General features: G+C 73.0%; 21 protein-coding genes. 11 read left to right on the top strand and 10 right to left on the bottom strand.

All coding sequences use genetic code 11. The features are described from left to right. Position 1: 1 nt before the first annotated feature. From AB0K10_RS05000 to AB0K10_RS04990, 3 genes are all read right to left on the bottom strand, one after another. Positions 2–574, bottom strand: coding sequence for a DUF5709 domain-containing protein (locus AB0K10_RS05000; protein WP_266245898.1), 573 nt, complete (start codon positions 572–574; stop codon positions 2–4). Between the two features lie 89 nt (positions 575–663). Next, positions 664–1470, bottom strand: a complete 807-nt coding sequence (locus AB0K10_RS04995) for an ATP-binding protein (RefSeq protein ID WP_363680060.1) — start codon at positions 1468–1470, stop codon at positions 664–666. Further along, a complete protein-coding gene (locus AB0K10_RS04990) occupies positions 1470–2465 on the bottom strand; it encodes an SDR family oxidoreductase (RefSeq protein ID WP_363680058.1) in 996 nt (331 codons plus the stop codon). Before AB0K10_RS04990 ends, AB0K10_RS04995 begins: the two co-directional genes overlap by 1 nt. A gap of 229 nt (positions 2466–2694) precedes the next feature. On the opposite strand from AB0K10_RS04990, the gene AB0K10_RS04985 reads away from it, so the two are divergent. Beyond that, a complete protein-coding gene (locus AB0K10_RS04985) occupies positions 2695–3894 on the top strand; it encodes a glycosyltransferase (RefSeq protein WP_363680056.1) in 1200 nt (399 codons plus the stop codon). A 115-nt stretch (positions 3895–4009) separates the two neighbouring features. Here the strand turns inward: AB0K10_RS04985 and AB0K10_RS04980 are convergent, their stop codons facing one another. Genes AB0K10_RS04980 through aroA form a run of 4 tightly spaced genes read right to left on the bottom strand, consistent with a single transcriptional unit; the run spans position 4010 to position 8227 of the window. Beyond that, positions 4010–4864: a hypothetical protein gene (locus AB0K10_RS04980; protein ID WP_363680511.1), complete on the bottom strand. Its 855-nt coding sequence runs from the start codon at positions 4862–4864 to the stop codon at positions 4010–4012. Between the two features lie 59 nt (positions 4865–4923). Next, positions 4924–5742 carry a histidinol-phosphatase gene (gene hisN / locus AB0K10_RS04975; protein ID WP_363680054.1) on the bottom strand — a complete coding sequence of 273 codons (819 nt, stop codon included), beginning with the start codon at positions 5740–5742 and terminating at the stop codon, positions 4924–4926. A 28-nt stretch (positions 5743–5770) separates the two neighbouring features. Further along, complete coding sequence (gene rsgA / locus AB0K10_RS04970) at positions 5771–6883, bottom strand: ribosome small subunit-dependent GTPase A (protein WP_363680509.1); 1113 nt, start codon at positions 6881–6883, stop codon at positions 5771–5773. A gap of 45 nt (positions 6884–6928) precedes the next feature. Continuing rightward, on the bottom strand, positions 6929–8227 hold the full coding sequence (aroA, locus tag AB0K10_RS04965) for a 3-phosphoshikimate 1-carboxyvinyltransferase (RefSeq protein WP_363680052.1): 1299 nt from the start codon (positions 8225–8227) through the stop codon (positions 6929–6931). Between the two features lie 102 nt (positions 8228–8329). Between aroA and AB0K10_RS04960 the strand changes: the two genes are divergently transcribed. From AB0K10_RS04960 to rsrA, 5 genes are all read left to right on the top strand, one after another. Further along, positions 8330–9040, top strand: coding sequence for an SOS response-associated peptidase (locus tag AB0K10_RS04960; protein WP_363680050.1), 711 nt, complete (start codon positions 8330–8332; stop codon positions 9038–9040). A gap of 197 nt (positions 9041–9237) precedes the next feature. Further along, positions 9238–9630: a WhiB family transcriptional regulator gene (locus AB0K10_RS04955; RefSeq protein ID WP_358104262.1), complete on the top strand. Its 393-nt coding sequence runs from the start codon at positions 9238–9240 to the stop codon at positions 9628–9630. A gap of 53 nt (positions 9631–9683) precedes the next feature. Next, entirely contained in the window at positions 9684–10301 is a 618-nt protein-coding gene (locus AB0K10_RS04950) for an alpha/beta family hydrolase (protein ID WP_363680048.1), read from the top strand. Between the two features lie 207 nt (positions 10302–10508). Further along, entirely contained in the window at positions 10509–11336 is an 828-nt protein-coding gene (locus AB0K10_RS04945) for a sigma-70 family RNA polymerase sigma factor (protein ID WP_363680046.1), read from the top strand. Between the two features lies 1 nt (position 11337). Beyond that, positions 11338–11625 (top strand): mycothiol system anti-sigma-R factor, encoded by a 288-nt coding sequence (rsrA, locus tag AB0K10_RS04940; protein WP_030490399.1) that lies wholly within the window; start codon positions 11338–11340, stop codon positions 11623–11625. A gap of 123 nt (positions 11626–11748) precedes the next feature. On the opposite strand, the gene AB0K10_RS04935 is transcribed toward rsrA, so the two are convergent. Further along, positions 11749–11973 carry a hypothetical protein gene (locus AB0K10_RS04935; protein WP_363680044.1) on the bottom strand — a complete coding sequence of 75 codons (225 nt, stop codon included), beginning with the start codon at positions 11971–11973 and terminating at the stop codon, positions 11749–11751. Between the two features lie 71 nt (positions 11974–12044). Between AB0K10_RS04935 and AB0K10_RS04930 the strand changes: the two genes are divergently transcribed. Then, positions 12045–12266, top strand: coding sequence for a biotin/lipoyl-binding carrier protein (locus AB0K10_RS04930; protein ID WP_007464729.1), 222 nt, complete (start codon positions 12045–12047; stop codon positions 12264–12266). Then, entirely contained in the window at positions 12263–12772 is a 510-nt protein-coding gene (locus tag AB0K10_RS04925; protein WP_363680042.1) for a GNAT family N-acetyltransferase, read from the top strand. The genes AB0K10_RS04930 and AB0K10_RS04925 overlap by 4 nt, the downstream gene beginning before the upstream one ends. Before the next feature lie 85 nt (positions 12773–12857). On the opposite strand, the gene AB0K10_RS04920 is transcribed toward AB0K10_RS04925, so the two are convergent. Then, entirely contained in the window at positions 12858–13469 is a 612-nt protein-coding gene (locus AB0K10_RS04920; RefSeq protein ID WP_363680040.1) for a helix-turn-helix domain-containing protein, read from the bottom strand. A 112-nt stretch (positions 13470–13581) separates the two neighbouring features. Here AB0K10_RS04920 and AB0K10_RS04915 point away from each other — a divergent pair, with 112 nt between their 5' ends. Further along, a complete protein-coding gene (locus AB0K10_RS04915; protein WP_363680038.1) occupies positions 13582–15168 on the top strand; it encodes an MDR family MFS transporter in 1587 nt (528 codons plus the stop codon). 58 nt (positions 15169–15226) lie between these two features. On the opposite strand, the gene AB0K10_RS04910 is transcribed toward AB0K10_RS04915, so the two are convergent. Further along, on the bottom strand, positions 15227–17056 hold the full coding sequence (locus AB0K10_RS04910) for a tetratricopeptide repeat protein (RefSeq protein WP_363680036.1): 1830 nt from the start codon (positions 17054–17056) through the stop codon (positions 15227–15229). A gap of 184 nt (positions 17057–17240) precedes the next feature. Between AB0K10_RS04910 and AB0K10_RS04905 the strand changes: the two genes are divergently transcribed. Further along, complete coding sequence (locus AB0K10_RS04905; protein ID WP_363680508.1) at positions 17241–18272, top strand: SIS domain-containing protein; 1032 nt, start codon at positions 17241–17243, stop codon at positions 18270–18272. A gap of 30 nt (positions 18273–18302) precedes the next feature. Beyond that, on the top strand, positions 18303–19895 hold the full coding sequence (locus tag AB0K10_RS04900) for a histidine kinase N-terminal domain-containing protein (protein ID WP_363680034.1): 1593 nt from the start codon (positions 18303–18305) through the stop codon (positions 19893–19895). Positions 19896–19962 lie beyond the last annotated feature (67 nt).

Genomic DNA, 19962 nt, shown 5'->3' with positions numbered 1-19962 from the left:
CTCAGACCGAGCGCGGCGGCTCGGTCTCGTGGATGGCCAGCTCCTCAGCGGTCGCCCCACCGCCCGCCGAGCCGGCGTCGTACGCCACGGAGTCGGTCTCCTGGTCGGTGTGCGCCCCCTCGTCCGGTTCCACCAGCCGACCCACGGTGTGGTCGGCGGGCGTGCCGAGCTGACCGTGGTCGTAGAGGGAGACCGGCGAGTTGGGGTCCGAGGTGGGCCCCGGGTCCATCACGTCGGCGTCCAGCTGGGCCTCCGCCGCGGCCTCCAGATTGTCCGCCTCGAAGGCGATCTTCGGGTCGATCGTCCCGGCCAGCGGATCGTCCGCCGGACGCTCATAGACCTCCCGGTCGAGCTTGTAGTCCAACGACTCCCCGTCGAGTTGCTCCTCGGCGGTCGTCCCGAAGCGGTCCACCGCCACCGGCGTCCGGTCGCCGGGCAGCTGGGCTGGCTCCGGGCCGTCCGCCTCGCGCCCGGTGAGCACGTCGTCGTTGGCGGTCGAGTCGTCATCGGCGGTGTCGGGCAGCCCCTCCGCCTCGGTGTCGGACACGGGGGTCGGGTACTCGTTGTCGCGCATGTCTGATCACTACCCGCTGCCCTCCCGCCGTAACCGGAGCACCGCCCGGTCATGCCGCGCCGAACCGGACACGGGGTGCGGGAGGCCCGTCAGCCGTGCGCTGCCTCGTCGTCCGGGTGCAGTACGCACCAGACGACCTTGCCGTCCGGCACGATGCTGGTGCCCCACCGACGGGCCACGGTGTCGATCAGCAGCAGGCCCCGGCCACCCACACGGCTCGGCGGGGACAGGCCGGCGAACGTGGGCCGGCGCGACGAGTGGTCGCGAACCGCCAGGTGCAGGGCGTCGTCCTGCGGCGCCAACCGGACGTTCATCGGCGTCCGGGCATGTACGACCACGTTGTTGACCATCTCGGTGACCACGATCTGGGCCGGTTCGGTCAGGGCCGGCATGCCCCAGCGCGCACAAGCGGTGGCGACCAGCTCGCGGGCCTGTCGGGCGGACTCCGCGGTCGGCGGCAGCTCGGCGGTCAGCACCGCCGCCAGTGGGGCCGCGGCGACCGCTGCCAGCGCGGCGTCCAGGGTGGGCCAGGCCGGCACACCCGCCAGGACGGCGTCACGGCGACCGGACCCGGAGATCGCCGGGTCGCAGAGCAGCAGGTCCGCGGCGGGCCAGTCGGCGACCTCCCGACGGACCTCGGCGAAGACGCTTCGCCCGGCCGGATCGGTGACCAGCAGCGCGGTCACGTCGGCGACCACCGGGCCGGGTCGGTCGCTGAGCCGTGCGAGCAACACGTCGTGGATCCGGCCCGCCTCGACGGCATCGAGCACGCCGCTCAACCGGACGACCGGAGACGACTCGTCGACCTCCACCCGACAGCGCTCCGCCACCGGGGTGGTCGCCTTCAGGTGTGGCACGCCGACGAACGGCGCGTCCGGTCGGTCGATGCCTGTCATCAGCGATCCGATCGGGATCGGCGGTTCATGGCCATCGTGCCCACGGCGGTGCCGGCCGCGGCGAGACCGAACGCGGCGGTCATCCGCACCAGCTGACGCCGCCGACCGTGCCAGCCTCCGCTGCGGTCGGCCTGCCCATCGGCGTGGAAGACGTTGCCGGTGCTGTCCATCCGCGCACCCGGGCCGAACTGGGTGCGGTGGACGTACCAGCCGAGGGTGCGCTCCACCAGAGCCGGCGCCAGCCGCCACTGCAGGCCGACCAACCGGGCGGCGCCACCGGCGTACGCCTCGCGGCGCGGCCGGCGCAGCAACCGCACGATCGTCTCGGCGACCACCTCCGGCGGGTAGACCGGCGGGGGTGGCACCAGCTCCCGACCGCTGTGGTTGGCCGCGTGCCGGAAGAAGGGGGTGTCGATGGTGGCCGGCAGTACGGTGCAGACGGAGATCTGCCCCCGGCCGGTGACCCGCAGCTCCTGTCGGACGGTGTCGGACAGCCCGCGGATGCCGTGCTTGGCGGCGTTGTACGCCGACTGGTACGGCATCGCCACCTCGGCCAGCACCGACGCGTTGTTGACAAGCACGCCGCCGCCGGCCGCGCCGAGGTACGGCAGCGCGGCCTTGATGCCGTGCACAGTGCCCAGCAGGTTGACCTCCAGCACGCGCCGGAACTCGGCGACCGGGATCTCGTCGAACAGACCCACAGCGCTCACCGCGGCGTTGTTGACCCAGGCGTCGATGCGGCCGAATTCGCCCACCGCGCGGTCGGCCAGCCGCTGCACCGACTCCAGGTCGGTCACGTCGGTCGGGACGGCCAACGCGCGGCCGCCCAGTTCCCGGCAGCGCTGCGCGACCTGTCGCAGCGCGGGCTCGCTGCGGGCGGCGAGCACCACGGCGGCGCCCCGGCGGGCCAGCGCGTACGCGGTGGCCGTGCCGATCCCGCTGGACGCGCCGGTAATCACCACGGTCGAATCGTCGAGGGTGCGGGTCAGCGGCATTCCTGTGCGGTACCCCAGGTCGGGCCCGGTCATACCACCGGCCGCCGGCGGATCATCGACGATGTGCCCAACGCGCGGCGGGAGCGGGGCCACTGTGATTGCCGTGGCGCAAGTGTCGGTGGCACCTGCGGTGACTGTTCCCGATCTGCCAGGTTTCGGCTCCGGGTCCACAGGTTAATGGGACGCTCTGACCGGGACCGCCGAGGAAAAGATCGCAGGGAGGTGACCCATGCGCGTCGGCCTCGTCTGCGCGCACACCAGTTCGTACCGGCACGCCGACGGCCCGCCGGTCGGCACCCAACAACACATCGAGCGGGTTGCCGCCGAGCTGGCCGGCAGAGGCCACGACGTCCGCATCTACGAGCGCCGGGACGATCCGGGGCTGCCGGCGACAGCGGAGGTCGACGGCTACCAGGTGCACCGGGTGCCCGTCGGCCCGGCGACCGCCCTGCCCACCGCCGGGCTGATCCCGCACGTCACGGAGTTCGGGCGGTGGCTGACCGACGAGTGGAGCGGCGCCTGGCGTCCCGAGGTGGTGCACGGGCACTACTGGATCGGCGGCTTGGCCGCCGCGCACGCCGTCCGGGAGACGGACATCCCGGTCGTGCAGACCTTCCACTCGCTCGGGGTGGAGCAGTTGCGCCACCTGGGCGGCGAGTACGACGGCCCGGGCGAGCGGATCCCGCTGGAGCGGGCGCTGACCAGGGCGGTGGACATCGCCGTCGCCCAGTGCAACGACGAGGTGGACGAGCTGACCCGGATGGGTCTGCAACGCACCTCGGTGGCGATGGTGCCGGCCGGGGTGGACATCGCGCAGTTCCACCCGGACGGCGAGGCGGCACCGCGCGAGCAGCGCGCCCGCATCCTCTCCGTCGGCGGCCTGTCCCCGGGGCACGGCCAGGACGACCTGATCCGGGCGATGCGACTGGTCGGCGACGCCGAGCTGGTGATCGCCGGCGGCCCACCGGCCGGTGACCTGGCCAACCACGCGGAGGCGCGTCGCCTCCGCGAGCTGGCCGAGCGGGCCGGGGTAGCCGACCAGGTGCGCCTGGTCGGGGCGGTTCCGCACGACCAGATGGCCACCTGGTACCGGTCCGCCGACGTCGTGGCCTGCACCCCGCACTACTCGTCGGCAGGTCGGGTCTCACTGGAGGCGATGGCCTGCGGCGTGCCCGTGGTCGGCTATGCGATGGGTGGCCTGGCGGACGCCGTGGTCGACGAGGTCACCGGCCGCCTGGTGCCCCCCGGGGACGTGCGGACGCTCGGGGTGTCCCTGCGCCGGCTGCTCGCCGACAACGCCGGCCGGTTCGCCTACGGGCACGCCGCCGTGGACCGGGTCCGCAGCAGCTACACCTGGGAACGGACCGCCGGGGCGCTGGAACGCCTCTACGAGCGGGTGGTGAGTCGCCGCAAGCCCGTCGAAGCCTGAACCGAGAAAGCCCACGCCGCGCCCTCTACCGGGCGGCGTGGGCTCTACGGTCGGACGGGCCGGCCGGCGCCGACCACGCTGGCCTGGACGGGCCGGCCGGCGTCGAACATGCCGCTCAGACGGGCCGGCCGGCGCCGACCATGGCCCGGTCGCGGCGGTGGGTCACCGAGCGGTGCTGCTGCGGCTGGGCGTAGCGGGTCAGGCCGATCACGGCGGCCAGGGTGACCAGGAAACCGGCGGCGGCCAGCCACTCCCGACCCGGCCAGATCTTGTCGTTGAGCAGCAGCAGGCCGACGATGGCCGCCGGCACCGCGCCGGCGGCGTCCATGGCGGCGACCGCGGCGGTCGTCGAGCCGCGCTGCATGGCCAGGCCGAGCAGCAGTTGGCCGACGATCGAGTGGGCGATCAGCAGGTAGAACAGCGGGTTGGCGAGGAACGCCTCGGCCGACGGCGCGGACGCCAGCGGCCGGGCCGCGACCGCGGCCGAGGAGAACGCCAGCCCGGCCAGCGAGCCCAGGGCCACCGACCCGGGCGCTCCGTGCAGTCGGACGGCGAAGACGCCGAGCACCGCGATCACCCCGAGCGCCACCAGCAGGGCCACCGAGCCGGCGGTGCCGAGCTGCTTCGACGGTGCCGGCCGCGCGGCCAGCACCAGCGCGGTGATCCCGGCGAAGAGCAGCGCCAACAGGGCCACCTCCGCCATCGGCAACCGCCACTTCAGCACCAGCACCCCGATGATGGCTGTCACCCCGAGCCCGGCCGCAACGCTCGCCTGCACCAGGAACAGGGGCAGGTCCCGCCGGGCCAGGAAGGCGAGCACGAAACCGCCGATCTGGCAGCTCAACCCCACCAGGTACGACCGGTGCCCGGCCAGTCGCAGCAACAGACCCGGATCGAACGAGTGGTGCACTGTGGTGCGAGCCGCGGCCACCGACTGGAGCAGGTTGGCGAAGCCGTACGCGACGATCATCGCCGCGAGGAAGCACCAGCCGGAGGAGACCACTTGGCGAGGATAGAGGTTGCCGGGGGTCAGCGCTCGGCTGGCCGATTCAGCCGGGCGAGGATGTCGGCGTGCAGCACACCGTTGGTGGCCACCACGCTGCTCTCGGTGCCCGGCTCGCCGGTCGGGGACGGTCGGCCATCCAGATCCGTGATCGTGCCACCCGCCTCCGTGACGATCGGTACCAGCGCCGCCACGTCCCACAGCGACAACTCCGGCTCGGCCATCACGTCCAGGGCACCCTCGGCCAGCAGCATGTAGCCGTAGAAGTCGCCGTACGCCCGGCTGCGCCAGCCGGCGCGCAGCAGGTCGAGCAGCGCGTCGAGCCGCCCGGCGTCCTCCCAGCCGGTCAGCGACGAGTAGCAGACGCTCGCGTCGGCGACCCGGCGCACCGCCGAGACTCCGATCCGGTCGCCCGCGGCGGGACCCGGCCCGGCGTACGCGCCCGCGCCCGCGCTCGCCCACCAGCGTCGGCCCAGCGCCGGCGCCGACACGACGCCCACAGCGGGCCGGTCGCCGTCGTACAGCGCGATCAGGCTGGCCCATACCGGCACGCCACGGACGAAGTTCTTGGTGCCGTCGATCGGATCGACGATCCACCGCCTGCCGTTCCTGTCGACGGACGGCTGCGCGCCGTACTCCTCGCCGAGCAGCCCGTCGGCGGGCCGGTGCTCGGCGAGCAGCGCGCGGATCTCCCGCTCCACGGCGGTGTCCGCGTCGGAGACCGGCGTCAGGTCCGGCTTCGTCTCCACCCGCAGGTCGAGCGCCCGGAACCGGTCCATGGCGATGGCGTCGGCCCGATCGGCGAGCAGGTGGGCGAGGGCGAGGTCGTCGGCGTACCCGGTCATGCCGGCAACCTAGCCGACGCCCGACGGGTCACTCGTCGGGCCCGCGCCGGTCACCCTCGCCCGGCCCGCGCTGGTCGCTGTCGCCGCGCGCGTCACCGTCGCCGGCCCGCGAGGCGAGCAACCGGCGGTACGACGCCAGCCGGCGCGGGTCGGCCTTGCCGGCGGCCACCCAGGCGTCCAGCCCACAGTCGGCCTCGTCGGCCGTGTGTGGGCAGTTGGGCGGGCAGTCGACGGTGCCCTCCACCAGGTCGGGGAAGCCGTGCAGCAGGCTGTCGGCGGAGACGTGCGCCAACCCGAAGCTGCGGATGCCGGGGGTGTCGATGATCCAGCCCGGATCGGTGTCGACCCCGGGCACCGGCGGTAGTCGCAGCGCCACCGCGCTTGTCGACGTGTGCCGGCCGCGACCTATCGCGCTGACCACCCCGACGGCGCGCAGCGCGTCCGGGACGAGGCGGTTGACGAGCGTCGACTTGCCCACCCCGGAGTGCCCGACCATGACCGACACCTTGCCGCTCAGCAGCGCGCGCAGGGCACCCAGGTCGGAGTCGGGGCGGTTGAGCACGTACGGCAGCTCCAGCTCGGTGTAGTAACCCAGCACCTCCTCCGGCCCGGCCAGGTCGGCCTTCGTGAGGCAGAGCAGCGGCTCGACATCGGCGTCGTACGCGGCCACCAGGCAGCGGTCGATGAACCCGGTGCGCGGCGGTGGGTCGGCCAACGCGCTGACGATCACCAACTGGTCGGCGTTCGCCACCACCACCCGTTCCAGCCGACCCTCGGCGGTGGTCTCGTCGTCGTCGGCGGTGCGGCGCAGCACCGAGCGGCGCTCGGCGATCCGGACGATGCGGGCGAGCGCCCCCTCGGCGCCGGAGGTGTCGCCGACGAGGCTGACGCGGTCACCCACGACCACCGACTTGCGGCCCAGCTCACGGGCCCGCATCGCGGTCACGGTGGGCAGCTCGGCCCCCACCACGCCGCGTTCGGCGCCGGCCAGCACGCACTGGTAGCGCCCCCGGTCGACGGCTATGACGAAGCCGTCCACCGCGTCGCTGTGCTGGGGTCGGGTGCGCGTACGCGGACGCGAGGACTTCCCGGGCCGGACCCGTACGTCGTCCTCGTCGTACTCCCGCCGTTTGGTCGCCAGGACCTGTCCTCTTCTCGCGTCAGCTCTCAGTGAGCGTCCGGACGCTCACTTGCCGGTCACCATCGCTGACCATAGTGCCGGGAACTCGGGCATGGTCTTGGAGGTACACCCGACGTCGTCCACCTCGATGCCCGGAACGGCGAGCCCGACCACCGCTGCGGCGTGCGCCATCCGGTGATCGTGGTAGGTGCCGAACATCCCGCCGCGCAGCGGCCGGGGCCGGATCTCCAACCCGTCCGGCCTCTCGGTGATGTCGGCCCCGAGGGCGGCGAACTCCCGTGCCAGCGCGGCCAGTCGGTCGGTCTCGTGGCCGCGGATGTGCGCGACGCCTGTGAAGACCGACGGCGAGTCGGCCAGCATGGCCAGCGCGGTCAGCACGGGGGTCAGCTCGCTGACGTCGGACAGGTCGGCGGTCAGGCCGTGCACCACGCCGGTGCCCCGGACGGTCAGCCCGGCGGTGGTGAGGGCGACCTCGCCGCCCATCCGGTGCAGCAGCGAGCGGAGCTGCTCGAGCGGCTGGGCGCTGCTGTGTGGCCACCCCGCGAGGGTGACCTCGCCGCCGGTGACCAGGGCGGCGGCGAAGAACGGCACCGCGCCGGAGAGGTCCGGCTCGATCTCCCAGCCGCGCCCGGTGAGCGGGCCGGGCTCGACGGTCCACACGTCGGGCGTGGTGTCGTCGACGGCGGCGCCGGCGGCGCGCAGCATCCGCACGGTCATCCGCAGGTGCGGTGCGGAGGGCACCGGCGGGCCGACGTGGCGGACTACGACGCCCCGGTCGAAGCGCGGGGCGGCCAGCAACAACGCGGAGACGAACTGGCTGGACACGGACGCGTCGATCACCACCTCACCGCCGGCGACTCCACCGGTGCCGAGCACGGTCAGCGGCAGGCTGCCCGTGCCTGTGACGTCGATCCGGACGCCCAGCGAGCGCAGCGCGCCGACCAGTGGACCGAGCGGGCGGGTGCGGGCGTACGGGTCGCCGTCGAAGGTGACCTGCCCGTCGGTCAGCCCCGCCACCGGCGGCAGGAACCGCATCACGGTGCCGGCCAGCCCCACGTCCACGTGCGCCGGGCCGACCAGCGGGTGCGGCCGGACCAGCCACCGCTCGTCGTCGCTGATCGAGACGTGCGTGCCCATCGCCCGCAGACCGGCGGCCATCAGTTCGGTGTCGCGGGCCCGCAGCGGCTCGGCAAGCGTCGACGGCCCGGCGGCCACGGCGCTGAGCACCAGGGCGCGGGCTGTCATCGACTTGGAGCCGGGCAGGCGCAGTGTCGCCGCCACCGGGTCGGACGCGGTCGGTGCGCTCCACGGCTGCGGTGGCCGGGTCGCGGTCAGATTCCCCACGGTTACATTCTGCCGTGTCGGCCGATGGGTGACGCCCCCCGGCCGTCGTACTCCCGGTTGGCGGGACAGCAGGCCGGACCCCCGACGGGTTAGCGTGAGGGTATGTGCGGCAGGTACGCCACGACCCGTGGCTCCGGCGAGTTGAGCGCGCTGTTCGAGTCGTCCGACGACACCGACGGCGCGATCCGGCCGGATCACAACCTCGCGCCCACCGATCGCGCGCCGCTGGTCCGGCTCAGCCCGGAGGGGCACCGCAGCCTCTGCGTCGCCCGTTGGGGGTTCCTGCCGCACTGGTCCCGGTCCGCCGCCGGTGCGGCTCGCATGATCAACGCCCGTGCCGAGACGGTGGCCACCAGCCGGGCGTACGCCGGCGCGTTCGCCCGCCGCCGCTGCCTCGTTCCGGCCGATGGCTGGTACGAGTGGGTCCGCCAGCCCGAGGGCGCCCGGCAGGCGTACTTCATGACCCCGGCCGACGGCTCGGTGCTCGCCCTGGCCGGCATCTGGTCGGTGTGGGAGTCCGACGCCGAGAGTCGGCTCACCTTCAGCGTGCTGACCACCGCGGCGCTCGGCGAGTTGGCCGAGGTGCACGACCGGATGCCGGTGCTGCTGCCGCCCGATCGGTGGTCGTCCTGGCTGGGGCCGTGCGACGAGCCCGAACGCCTGCTCGCGCCCGCGTCGCCCGATCGGCTGGCCGGGTTGGAGATCCGCCCGGTCGGGCCGGCGGTGGGCGACGTCCGCAACGACGGCCCGGAGTTAACCGCACGGGTCTCCGTCCCGCCGTTGTCGGCGCCACCGGAGCTGACCCTGTTCTGAAAATGACAGGCATCGTCGAGCTCCGATTTGACGGGGTTCTGATCGATTCGTCGCCTGGCCGTTCAGCCATGTTCTCGGTAGACCCTTGTCCCGGTGTCCGGAAGTGCGATACAACACAGCGCCGGTAGTGGCTGTCGATTCGCACGGGGCGGACGACATCCACCGATCTTGCCGGTCCCACGGGGGAGGTGGGTGGAATGACACGGGCGCGTATGCCCCGCCCGCACGAGGTGGCTGCGGCACGGAGAGATCCGCGGCTGCTGCGGGCCTTGCGAGAACGCCGACAGGACGACGCGTGGCGCACCAGAGGAACGTGCCAGAGCGTCGATCCGGAGACGTTCTTTCCGGCACCTAACGAACCGGCGGACTCCGCCGTCGCGCTGTGCCGCAGTTGTGACGTGCAGGGGTCCTGCTTGGCATGGGCGCTGGAGGTGGGCGACTGCCACGGCGTGTGGGGCGCGACCACGCCCCGCGAGAGGCGGGCGATGCTCGTCGCCTGGCGCGGCGAGGTCGAGCCCGATCCGGACGCGGCCGACGACGCCGGCCCTCCGGTACGCGACCGCCTGCTCACCCTGGTGCCGCTGAGCTGACCGCCGGGGTGAACCCATCCCGGTGACCGGCGGGGCCGGCGCAGAATGGGTCGGTGCTGCCCAGCGAAGAGATCGACACCCCACGCGGCCCGGCGCGGATCGACACCGACCTGCCGGCCCGGTCGCCGTCCGCCCTGCTCGTGCTCGGGCACGGGGCGGGCGGCAGCGTGGACGCGCCCGACCTGCTCGCGGTGCGGGACGCTGCGGTCGCGGCCGGCCTGACGGTGATTCGGGTGACCCAGCCCTACCGGGTCGCCGGCCGGCGCGCGCCGGCACCCGCCGGGCACCTCGACGAGGCATGGACGGCGGTGCTCACCGCGCTGCGCGCTCGCCACGACGAGGTGCCGACGGTGCTTGTCGGGGGTCGTTCCAGCGGCGCGCGGGTGGCCTGCCGGACGGCCCGCGCGGTGGGCGCGGCAGGCGTCGTCGCGCTGGCCTTTCCGCTGCACCCGCCCGGCCGACCGGAACGCTCCCGGGCCGCCGAGCTGGCGACCGGCCTGCCGACGCTTGTGGTCAACGGCGACCGGGACCCGTTCGGGGTGCCGGCGTCGGGGCCGGCCGTGCAGGTCGTGACCCGGCCGGGTGAGACGCACGACCTACGGCGGGACCCGGCCGGCACCGCGGACGTGGTGCGGGACTGGCTGCGCCTGCACCGCTGGGCGACCGCCTGACCGTTTCCGCTGCCCGGCGCGGGTCGTTGCATCCGATGGTGCCGCCGGCTCGATCCGGACGGGCGACACCAGTCCTCCCAGGCCCTTCCTGGTCCCAGCGCCGGCGCCACCGGGGCCGGGACCAGGAACGGGAGAGCCGGGCGGAATGCCTCACGGGTCAATCCGCGTTACTAACCCCGGACGACTTATCTGCGAGGGGGGTGACCGGTGCCGACCGAGACACGAAGCCTGGAACGGGACGAGCGGGACGCCCGGCAGCTGCAGCGGCTGTTGGATGGTCCGGACTGGCCCGTGACAGCGGGACCGGGCGGGGTGGGTGCGGTGAGCACGGGCACACCGGCCGGAAGTGAATCTGTGGGCAGGTCCGTGCGCGTATCCTCGGCGGGAAAGCATCCGACGCGAGGGGATGTGCGGTTGACCACCGAGAAGACGGACGAGCGCAGGGCCCGGTTCGAGCGGGACGCGATGCCATTCGTCGATCAGCTCTACGCTGCTGGGCTGCGCATGACGCGCAACCCGGCGGATGCCGAGGACCTGGTCCAGGAGACCTACCTGAAGGCGTACGCGGCCTTCCACCAGTTCGAGCAGGGCACGAACCTGAAGGCCTGGCTCTACCGGATCCTGACCAACACCTACATCAACTCCTACCGCAAGCGGCAGCGCCAGCCGATCCAGGCGCCCACGGAGGAGATCACCGACTGGCAGCTCGCCGAGGCCGAGTCGCACACCTCCAGTGGTCTGCGGTCGGCCGAGACCGAGGCTCTGGACCGGCTGCCGGACAGCGACGTGAAGGAGGCCCTCCAGCAGTTGCCGGAGGAGTTCCGCCTGGCCGTCTACCTGACCGACGTGGAGGGCTTCTCCTACAAGGAGGTCGCCGACATCATGGGCACGCCGATCGGCACCGTGATGTCGCGTCTGCACCGTGGCCGTCGTAATCTGCGCAAGCTGCTCGAGCAGTACGCCGGGGAGCGGGGCTTCAGTGCGGCTCGCTCATCGAAGGGCTCGACCGCTGCCGCTGCCGGCCGGGAGGTGTGACGTGAGCTGTGGAGAGCCGCACGAGACGGACTGCCGCGAGGTGCTCGCGGAGGTCTACCTCTACCTGGATCTCGAGTGCGCCGACGAGCGGCGCTCGCTGATCCGGCACCACCTCGACGAGTGCGGGCCGTGTCTGCGCGAGTACGGGCTCGAGCAGGAGGTGCGGGCACTTGTCGCGCGTTGCTGCGGCAACGAGACGGCGCCCGATCAGCTGCGTGAGCGGCTGCGGGTCAAGCTCACCGAGCTGGTGGTCTTCGAGACCAGCGATTCCCGTGAGCTGGCCGACTGAGCGTCGGCGTACCGAGACGGTGAAACACCGGTGGCCCGGGTCGATCTCGACCCGGGCCACCGGCGTACCCGGCCTTCGCCGGGTCGGACTGACCGGTGACGGGCCGTCGGCCCGTCGGCGCGTTCAGGAGTTGGGACGCTTGCCGTGGTTCGCGGCGTTCTTCTTACGGGCCTTCTTCTTGCGGGACTTCTTCGCCATGCTGACCTCCTCGTGATGGGTCGGATCCGTGCTGCGCGCGGCCTCGCGCCGGTGCACCCACCGGCCGCCCGGCGTCGGGTCCGACCCGCTGATGGTAGTGCGCTCGACACCCGACGCCTTCCCCCGGGGCTGCCCGGCGGTGGGCCGCACCGCTCCGCACCCACGTCCCACCCTCGCGTGATTGGATACGTCGGCAGGCACATCGCGAAAAAGGGAGGGCCGTGGACATGGCCGAGGAGATCCGCGCCGAGATGGTGGCGAACGTCTGGAAGGTCGTCGCGTCGGCCGGCGACACCGTGTCCGAGGGCGACACCCTGGTGATCCTCGAGTCGATGAAGATGGAGATTCCGGTCGTTGCTGAGGCCGACGGCGTGGTCCAGCAGCTCGCCGTGCACGAGGGCGACGTCGTGCAGGACGGCGACCTGATCGCGGTGATCGGTTGAGCGGCCTGCTGGTCCGGCTCGCCGACGCGGCCGACTTCCCGGCGGTTGCCCGGCTGACCGTGGCCGCGTACGAGGCGGATGGGCAGCTCAAGGGCGAGCACGGGTACGGGGCGGTGCTGGCCGACGTGTCGACCCGGGCCGCCAGCGGCGAGGTGCTGGTCGCGGTCGACGAGGCGACCGGCGCGGTTCTCGGCTCGGTCACCTTCGTGCTGCCGGGCACCCCGTTCGCCGAGTTGTGCGGCCCGGGTGAGGCGGAGTTCCGCATGCTGGCTGTCGATCCGGCCGTGCAGGGGCGGGGGGTCGGCGCGGCGCTGGCCCAGGCGTGCGTCCGCCGGGCGGCCGAGTTGGGCTGCGCGGCGGTCGTGATCTGTGTCCGCGCGGGGATGGCCGTTTCGGCCCACCGGCTCTACGAGCGCCTCGGGTTCGTCCGCATGCCGGAGAAGGACTGGTCGCCGCTGGAGGGCGTGGCCCTGCTCGGTCTGCGGCTGGATCTGCCCCGCACCTGACCGGCTGGCTCGTCGAGCCGCCTACGTGCCGAGCTGGCTCGTGCCCGGCTGGCTCGTCGCCCCGACTGCTGGCGAGCTGGGCTCGTCAGCCCCGCGCGCCGGCGGCGTTGGCCGAGGCCGCGTCCTCGTCGGGCTCCGCGCCGATCGCGGCCAGCAACTCGTCGGCCACCTCCAGGGCGAGCCGGCGGCGCTCAGCGTCGGTGATGTCCGGTGCGCGCACCGCGAACCAGCTGGTGTGCACGGCGAACAGTGACAGGGTGGCGCGCAGTTGCGCCCGGGGAGAGTCGTCGCCGCGGCAGAGCGCGCTGGCGAGCCGCATCATCCGGCCACGCATCTGCTGGCCGGAGGAGAGGCTCTTGAGCACTGTCTGGTTCTGCTCGAAGAAGCGCATCACCGACGGCATGTCGCCGCCGAACATCGTGTCGGCGTAGCGGGAGATGAGCGCACGGCGGGTGGCCAGGGTCGCCGGCTGCGAGTCGGCCCAGGCGGTCAGCGCGTCCATCTGCTCCAGTCGGTCCTCCACGAAGCTGGCGACGATGTCGTCCTTGCTCTTGAAGTGGTAGTAGAGCGCCGCCTTGGTGACATTGAGGCGTTCGGCGATCTCCCGCAGCGAGGTCTTCTCGTACCCCTGCTCGGTGAAGAGCTCCAACGCGACGGCCTTGATCCGCTCTCGGGTGCCGCCTGTGCTCTCCCTCACCCACGCCCCCTAATTCATTTGACCGCCAGTTGGTACCCAACTTACCGTGCGGCTAGTAAGGTGACTAGCCGGGCGGCAAGTAAGTACGGCAATTCTCGGGGGGAGCTTACCCATGACTCAGGCAACACAGGCCGGCGCACGACCCAACGTACGGGTCGTGCTGTTCGGGCTGATGATCGCGATGATGCTCGCGATGCTCGACAACATGATCGTCAGCACCGCGCTGCCGCGGATCGTCGGCGAGTTCGGTGGCCTCGACCACTTCACCTGGGTGGTCACCGCGTACGTCCTGGGCACCACCGTCTCCACCCCGATCTGGGGCAAGCTCGGTGACCTCTACGGCCGCAAGTCGGTCTTCCTGACCTCGGTGGTCATTTTCCTCGTCGGCTCCGCCCTGTGCGGCATGGCCGGCTCGGGGATGTTCGGCGGCCCACAGGACGGCATGGTGCAGCTCATCGCCTTCCGCGCCGTGCAGGGCCTGGGTGCCGGCGGCCTGATGGTCGGCGTGATGGCGATCATCGGCGACCTGGTTCCGCCGCGCGAGCGTGGGCGTTACCAGGGCATGATCGCCGGCATCATGGCCATCGCCATGGTGGCCGGCCCGCTGGTCGGTGGCTTCATCACCGACAACCTCTCCTGGCGCTGGGCCTTCTACGTGAACCTGCCGCTGGGCGGCATCGCGCTGCTCGTGCTGATCACCACGATGCACCTGCCGAAGTACCGCACCGAGCACCGGATCGACTGGCTCGGCGCCGGCCTCCTCTCGGTCGGCATCACCGCGATCGTGCTGATCACCACCTGGGGCGGCAACGAATACGACTGGACCTCGCCGCAGATCCTCGGCCTGGCCGTGGTGGCGCTTGTGGCGCTTGTCGCGTTCGGCCTGGTGGAGCGCCGGGTCCCGGAACCGATCCTGCCGCTGGCGCTGTTCGCCAACCGCAACTTCGCGCTGATCTCGCTGATCGGCTTCCTGCTCGGCTTCGCGATGTTCGGCGCCATGAACTTCCTGCCGCTCTACCAGCAGACCGTGCAGGGGGCCTCGGCCACCAACAGCGGCCTGCTGCTGCTGCCGCTGATGTTCGGCATGCTTGTCGTCTCGCTGGTCATCGGCCGGGCGATCACCAAGACCGGCAAGTACCGGGCCTACCCGATCATCGGCGGCGTGGTGATGACCGGGGGCATGGCACTGCTGGCCATGCTCGACACCGACACCAGCAAGCTGCAGTCCTCGCTCTACATGGTCGTGCTCGGCGCCGGCATGGGCTTCCTCATGCAGACCTCGATGCTGATCGCGCAGAACAGCGTGGAGCAGAAGGACCTCGGCGCGGCCAGCGGCGCGGCCACCTTCTTCAGGTCGATCGGCGGCTCGTTCGGCATCTCGCTGTTCGGCGCGATCTTCGCCAACCGGCTTGCCGACTCGGCCGCCGGCAGGGCGTTCACCGGCGGCGGCGAGGGCGGGGGGATGGACCTGGAGAAGCTCAAGCAGCTGCCCGCCCAGGCGCGTGAGCTGGTCCTCACCGGTCTCTCGGACGCGATCTCGCACGTGTTCCTCTGGGCCGTGCTCTTCACCATCGTGATCCCGGTGCTCGCCTGGTTCATCAAGGAGATCCCGCTGCGCACCGCCAACGAGGCGCCGGCCGCGACGGCCACCCCGGAGGAGGAGGCCGAGATCGCCCTCGGCAAGGCGCCGGTCGCCTGACTCCGACCGACAGCGCGCGCCGCGTCGTCCCCCCGAGGGGGAGGCGCGGCGCGCGTTTTCACCGGCGGTGGGTCAGGCGGTGCCAGATGCGGCGTAGCGGGTTGCGGGGACGGGGGAGCCGGGGGGTTCGCTCGCCGAGCATCCGGGTGGCCAGTGCCGTCGTGTCCGGGTCCAGGGCGGGGGCGGCCAGCGCGAGGTGGGCCAGCGAGACCGCTATCGGCACCGGCCGGGCCTCGGCCACCGTCGCCGCGTCGGCCAGCCGCTCGGCCACCACGCGTGCCACGTCCGATCGCACCGCCGGGTCCACCCAGGCGGCGGTGATCAGGGCGAACAGCGCCGCCTCGGTGACCCAGTCCTCCACACCCCAAACCAGGTCCAGCAGCACCCGGCGTCGGGTCGAGTCCGCCCAGGGCTCGTCGGTGCGCTGGTGCAGCAGCCCCAGACAGGCCCACACCTGCACCCCGCGAACCCAGATCGACGGATCCTGGACGGCCAGCAGTCGTCCCAGCCCGCTCGCCGGCGCCGCGGGCGGGTGCACCAGCAGCCCGAGCAGGTCGTCGACCTCGAGGCCGGCCAGGCCCACCGCAGCGTCGTAGGCCGCCGGCGGGTGCGGCCACGCCGGGTGGGCCACCTGTGCGATCCGTTCGACGGCCGTCGCCGAGGGTGCCGGCAGCGCCGGCGTCGGCACGTCCTCCGCGAAGTGCCACAGCCGCTGCGCGGACGGGCGTCGGGGCTCACGCGGGTCAGGCTTCGCCGCGCCGGCGACCTCGATCCGCAGTCCGGGGGCCACCGCCGTCGCCGTGCGCAGGGCGCTCGGTGGGGCTGCCGCCGCGAGGCGTACGGCGCCGCCGATACCGATGTCGTCGGCGGCGACCGCCTGGCGGAGCGCGTCGACCAGGGGGCCGCCGGCCGGGGTCAGTTGCCCGAGCCAGGGCCGGCCCCGGCAGCACTGGGCCAGATCGCCGTGCTCGTGGCTGTCGTCCGGGTGGTCACGGATGAAGTCGGCGAGCGCGACCAGGTGGGACAGGTCGCCGTCGCGTAGGTGCCGCAGCCGGTGCGCGGTGTGTACCGCGCAGTCGAACGACGGATCCCGGGCCAGCGCCCGCTCGGTCCACTCCAGCGCCTCGTCGAGTCGGCCGATGTCGGCGAGGGTGCCGGCGATGTCGGCGTAGACGGCCAGGTCGTCGGGGTCCAGGTCGACGGCCCGGCCGAGCGCCGCGAGGGCGTCGCGGGTCCGACCCGCGCTGCGGTACGCGTACCCGAGCCAGACCTCGCCCATCTTCGACGGCTGGCACCGTACTCCCCGGCTGGCCCAGCGGATCGCCAGCGCGACCTCGCCGAGCCGCCGGGCCAGCGCGGACGCCGCGCCCAGCAGGAGGCCGTGCTCGGGGTGCACGGTGGCGGCGTTGCGGGCCAGCGTGAGGTACGGCGTGAGGGCCGCCCGGCCGGCCCGTGGCACCGGGTCGGTCAACGCCGCGCAGACCTGCATGAGGACGCGGGCGATGTGGTCCGGCGCCAGCCGTTCGACAAGCTCGGAGGCGGTCACCCACGGCACGCCCGCCCACTCGGTGCCGGGGGCGTGGCCGGTCGCCGCGGCCAGCAGCTCCAGCCCTTCGGCGGGGCGACCGGCGGCGGCCAGCAGGTGGGCGCGGGCGACGACCGCGCCCACGAAGGTGTGGTGGCTGATCGGGAAGAGGTCGAGCCCTCCGCCGTCGGCCGCGGCGAGGCGGGCCAGCGTCTCGTGCACCTCGGGCAGGGTGGGCGCCCGCGCCAGCGCGCCGGCGAGGTGGCCCGCGGCGTGGTGCAGGTCACCCTCGTCGAGTGCCAGCCGGGCGAGGGCCAGCTCCTCCGTCGCGGAGAGCGCGGGGTCGTCCCTTCCCTCGGGCACGGTGTCCTCTCGTCGCAGCTAGCAGACAGCGGGGCCAGCGTAGTTGATATTGAGATGATCAAGTGATCAACTGCGCACTCCTGCTCGAACAATTGCTGCTGCCGACTTTACCGTGCAAGACTGAGCAGGAAACGCGCGGCAATCGCGCACGAGGGGAGCGTTCGTGACACGTCCAGGGTCCGGAATGGCCGCCGACATCGACGAGCAGCCCGCCGGCTACGCGCGCCTGCTCGACAGCGCCAACGCCGCGGCGATCGCCCGGGTGGCGGCTGTCGTGGCCGAGCGTCGACCGCGACACGTGGTCTTCACCGCCCGGGGCACCTCCGACCACGCGGCCCTCTACGGGGCGTACCTGACCGAGATCCGGCTCGGCCTGCCCGCCGGGCTCGCCTCGCCGAGCGTGGTCACCCTGTTCGGTGCCCGCCCCGACCTGTCCGACGCGCTCGTCGTCGGGGTCAGCCAGAGCGGTGGCTCACCCGACCTGGCCGAGGTGCTGCGCTCCGCGCGGGCCTCCGGCGCGCTCACCCTCGCGGTGACAAACGCCCCCGGCTCCCCGCTGGCCGAGACTGCCGAGTTGAGCATCGACATCGCCGCCGGGCACGAGCGGGCGGTGGCGGCGACGAAGACGTACACCGCCGAACTGCTCGCCCTGCTCATGCTCGTCGAGGGCATCCGCGCCGGCGACGGCGTGCTGCCGGCGGGCGAGCGGGAGGCGCTCGCCGCGCTGCCCGACCTCGCCACCAGGACGCTCGCCGACGACACCCCGGCCCAGCTCGCGCCCCGCTACCGCTTCGCCCGCCAACTGGTCACCACCGGCCGTGGGTACGCCTACCCGACCGCCCGTGAGGCCGCGCTGAAGCTGATGGAGACCTCGTACCTGCCGGCGCTCGCCTTCTCCGGCGCCGACCTGCTGCACGGTCCGCTCGCGATGACCGACCCGGAGGTCCCGGTGCTCGCCGTGGTCGGCTCCGGCCCGGGTGGCCGCTCGATGGGCGAGGTGCTGCCCCGTCTCGGCGAGAGGCGCGCCGACGTGGTGGTCGTCGGCTCGGCCGACGTGCCGGGCGCCACCCGCCTCGCCGTCCCCGAGGTGGACGAGCGGTATGCGCCACTGCTGGACATCCTGCCGTTGCAGCGCCTCGCGCTCGCGTTGGCACTGACCCGTGGCGAGGACCCGGACGCGCCGCGCGGCCTGAAGAAGGTCACCGCGACGATGTGAGGCGCGGCGCGGCGTGGCACCCTGGTCACCGTGTCCACGCTGCGCGACCTCGCCGAGGAGCACACCCATCTCCGTCCGGCCGACATCGACCACCTGCACCGCATCGCCGGCGACTGGCAACTGCTCTCCGATCTGTCCTTCGCCGACCTGCTGCTCTGGGTGCCGGTCGACGCCGAGGGCACGTTCCTCTGTGTCGCCCAGGTCCGTCCGACGACCGCGCCCACCGCGTACCAGGACGATCAGGTGGGCCGGATCATCGGCGGCTCGGAGGTGGCCCACCTGGGGGTCGCCTACTCCCAGGGGCGGATCTGGCGGGAGGGCGACCCGGTCTGGTACGGCGACGTGCCGGCCCGACACGAGGCGATCCCGGTCCGGCTGCGCACCGCCGACGGCGAGGCCGGCGAGGTGATCGCCGTGGTCGGCAGGGACACCAACCTCTCCACGGCGCGTACGCCCAGCCAGCTGGAACTCAACTACCTGACCACCGCCGACGACCTCGCCCAGATGATCGCGGACGGCACCTTCCCGCCGCCCCGGCACCCGGGCGAGACCACCTCCGCCCCCCGCGTCGGTGACGGCCTGGTCCGGCTGGACGCCGGTGGCAAGGTCACCTACGCGAGCCCGAACGCGCAGTCCGCGTACCGACGGTTGGGCTACGCCTCCCACCTGGTGGGGGAGGATCTGGCCGCGCTGCACCGCCGGCTGGCGGGCGACCCGCTGGACGGCACCGAGGCGGCGAACGGCATCCTGGCGGCGTTGCGCGGCGAGGCGCCGCCTCGGCGGGAGATCGACGCACGGGGGGCCACGATGCTCACCCGGGCGCTGCCGCTGATGCCGGCCGGCGTGCCCATCGGCGCGCTGGTGCTGGTGCGGGACATCACCGAGGTGCGTCGCCGGGACCGGGCACTGATCACCAAGGACGCCACCATCCGGGAGATCCATCACCGGGTGAAGAACAACCTCCAGACGGTGGCCGCGCTGCTGCGGTTGCAGGCCCGCCGGGTCGCCATGCCGGAGGCCCGGGTCGCCCTGGAGGAGTCGGTCCGTCGAGTCGCCTCGATCGCCCTCGTCCACGAGACGCTGTCGATGTCCAGCGACGAGGCGGTCGAGTTCGACGGCATCGTCGACCGGGTCGCCAGCGCGGCCACCGAGGTCGCGGCAACCGAGGTGAGCGTCGGCATGCGCCGTCGGGGCAGCTTCGGCGTACTGCCGGCCGAGATCGCCACGTCGCTGGTCATGGTCCTCAACGAACTGCTGCTCAACGCCGTCGAACACGGCTTCCCGCCGGCCGACGAGACGGACGACGCACCCCCGCCCCCCAGCACGGGCGTGGTACCGGCCGCCGTTGCCGAGGTCGATCCGTCGGCGCGACCCGAGGTGGTGGTCTCGGCGCACCGGTTCCGCAAGATGCTGCACGTCTCGGTGACCGACAACGGGCGCGGGCTGCCGCCCGAGTTCGACGCCGAACGCGGCAGCCGGCTCGGTCTCCAGATCGTGCGGGCCCTGGTCACCGGCGAGCTGCGCGGCACCATCGAGCTGCGCGCGGGCGCCAAGGGCGGCACCGAGGCCTTGCTCGTCGTCCCGCTGGCCCGCAACGCCCCGGACGGCCGCTCACAAGGCTGACGGGCCGCTGTCGACCTCTCCCCGGCCACGCGCCCCTTGGCCGCCGACGGCCCGCGCGCCGGCTGCT

This window comes from Micromonospora sp. NPDC049274 (assembly GCF_040678875.1).
Lineage (GTDB): Bacteria > Actinomycetota > Actinomycetes > Mycobacteriales > Micromonosporaceae > Micromonospora.
The sequence above is the reverse complement of the archived record's forward strand: the minus strand, read 5'-3'. Positions and strand labels throughout refer to the sequence as shown.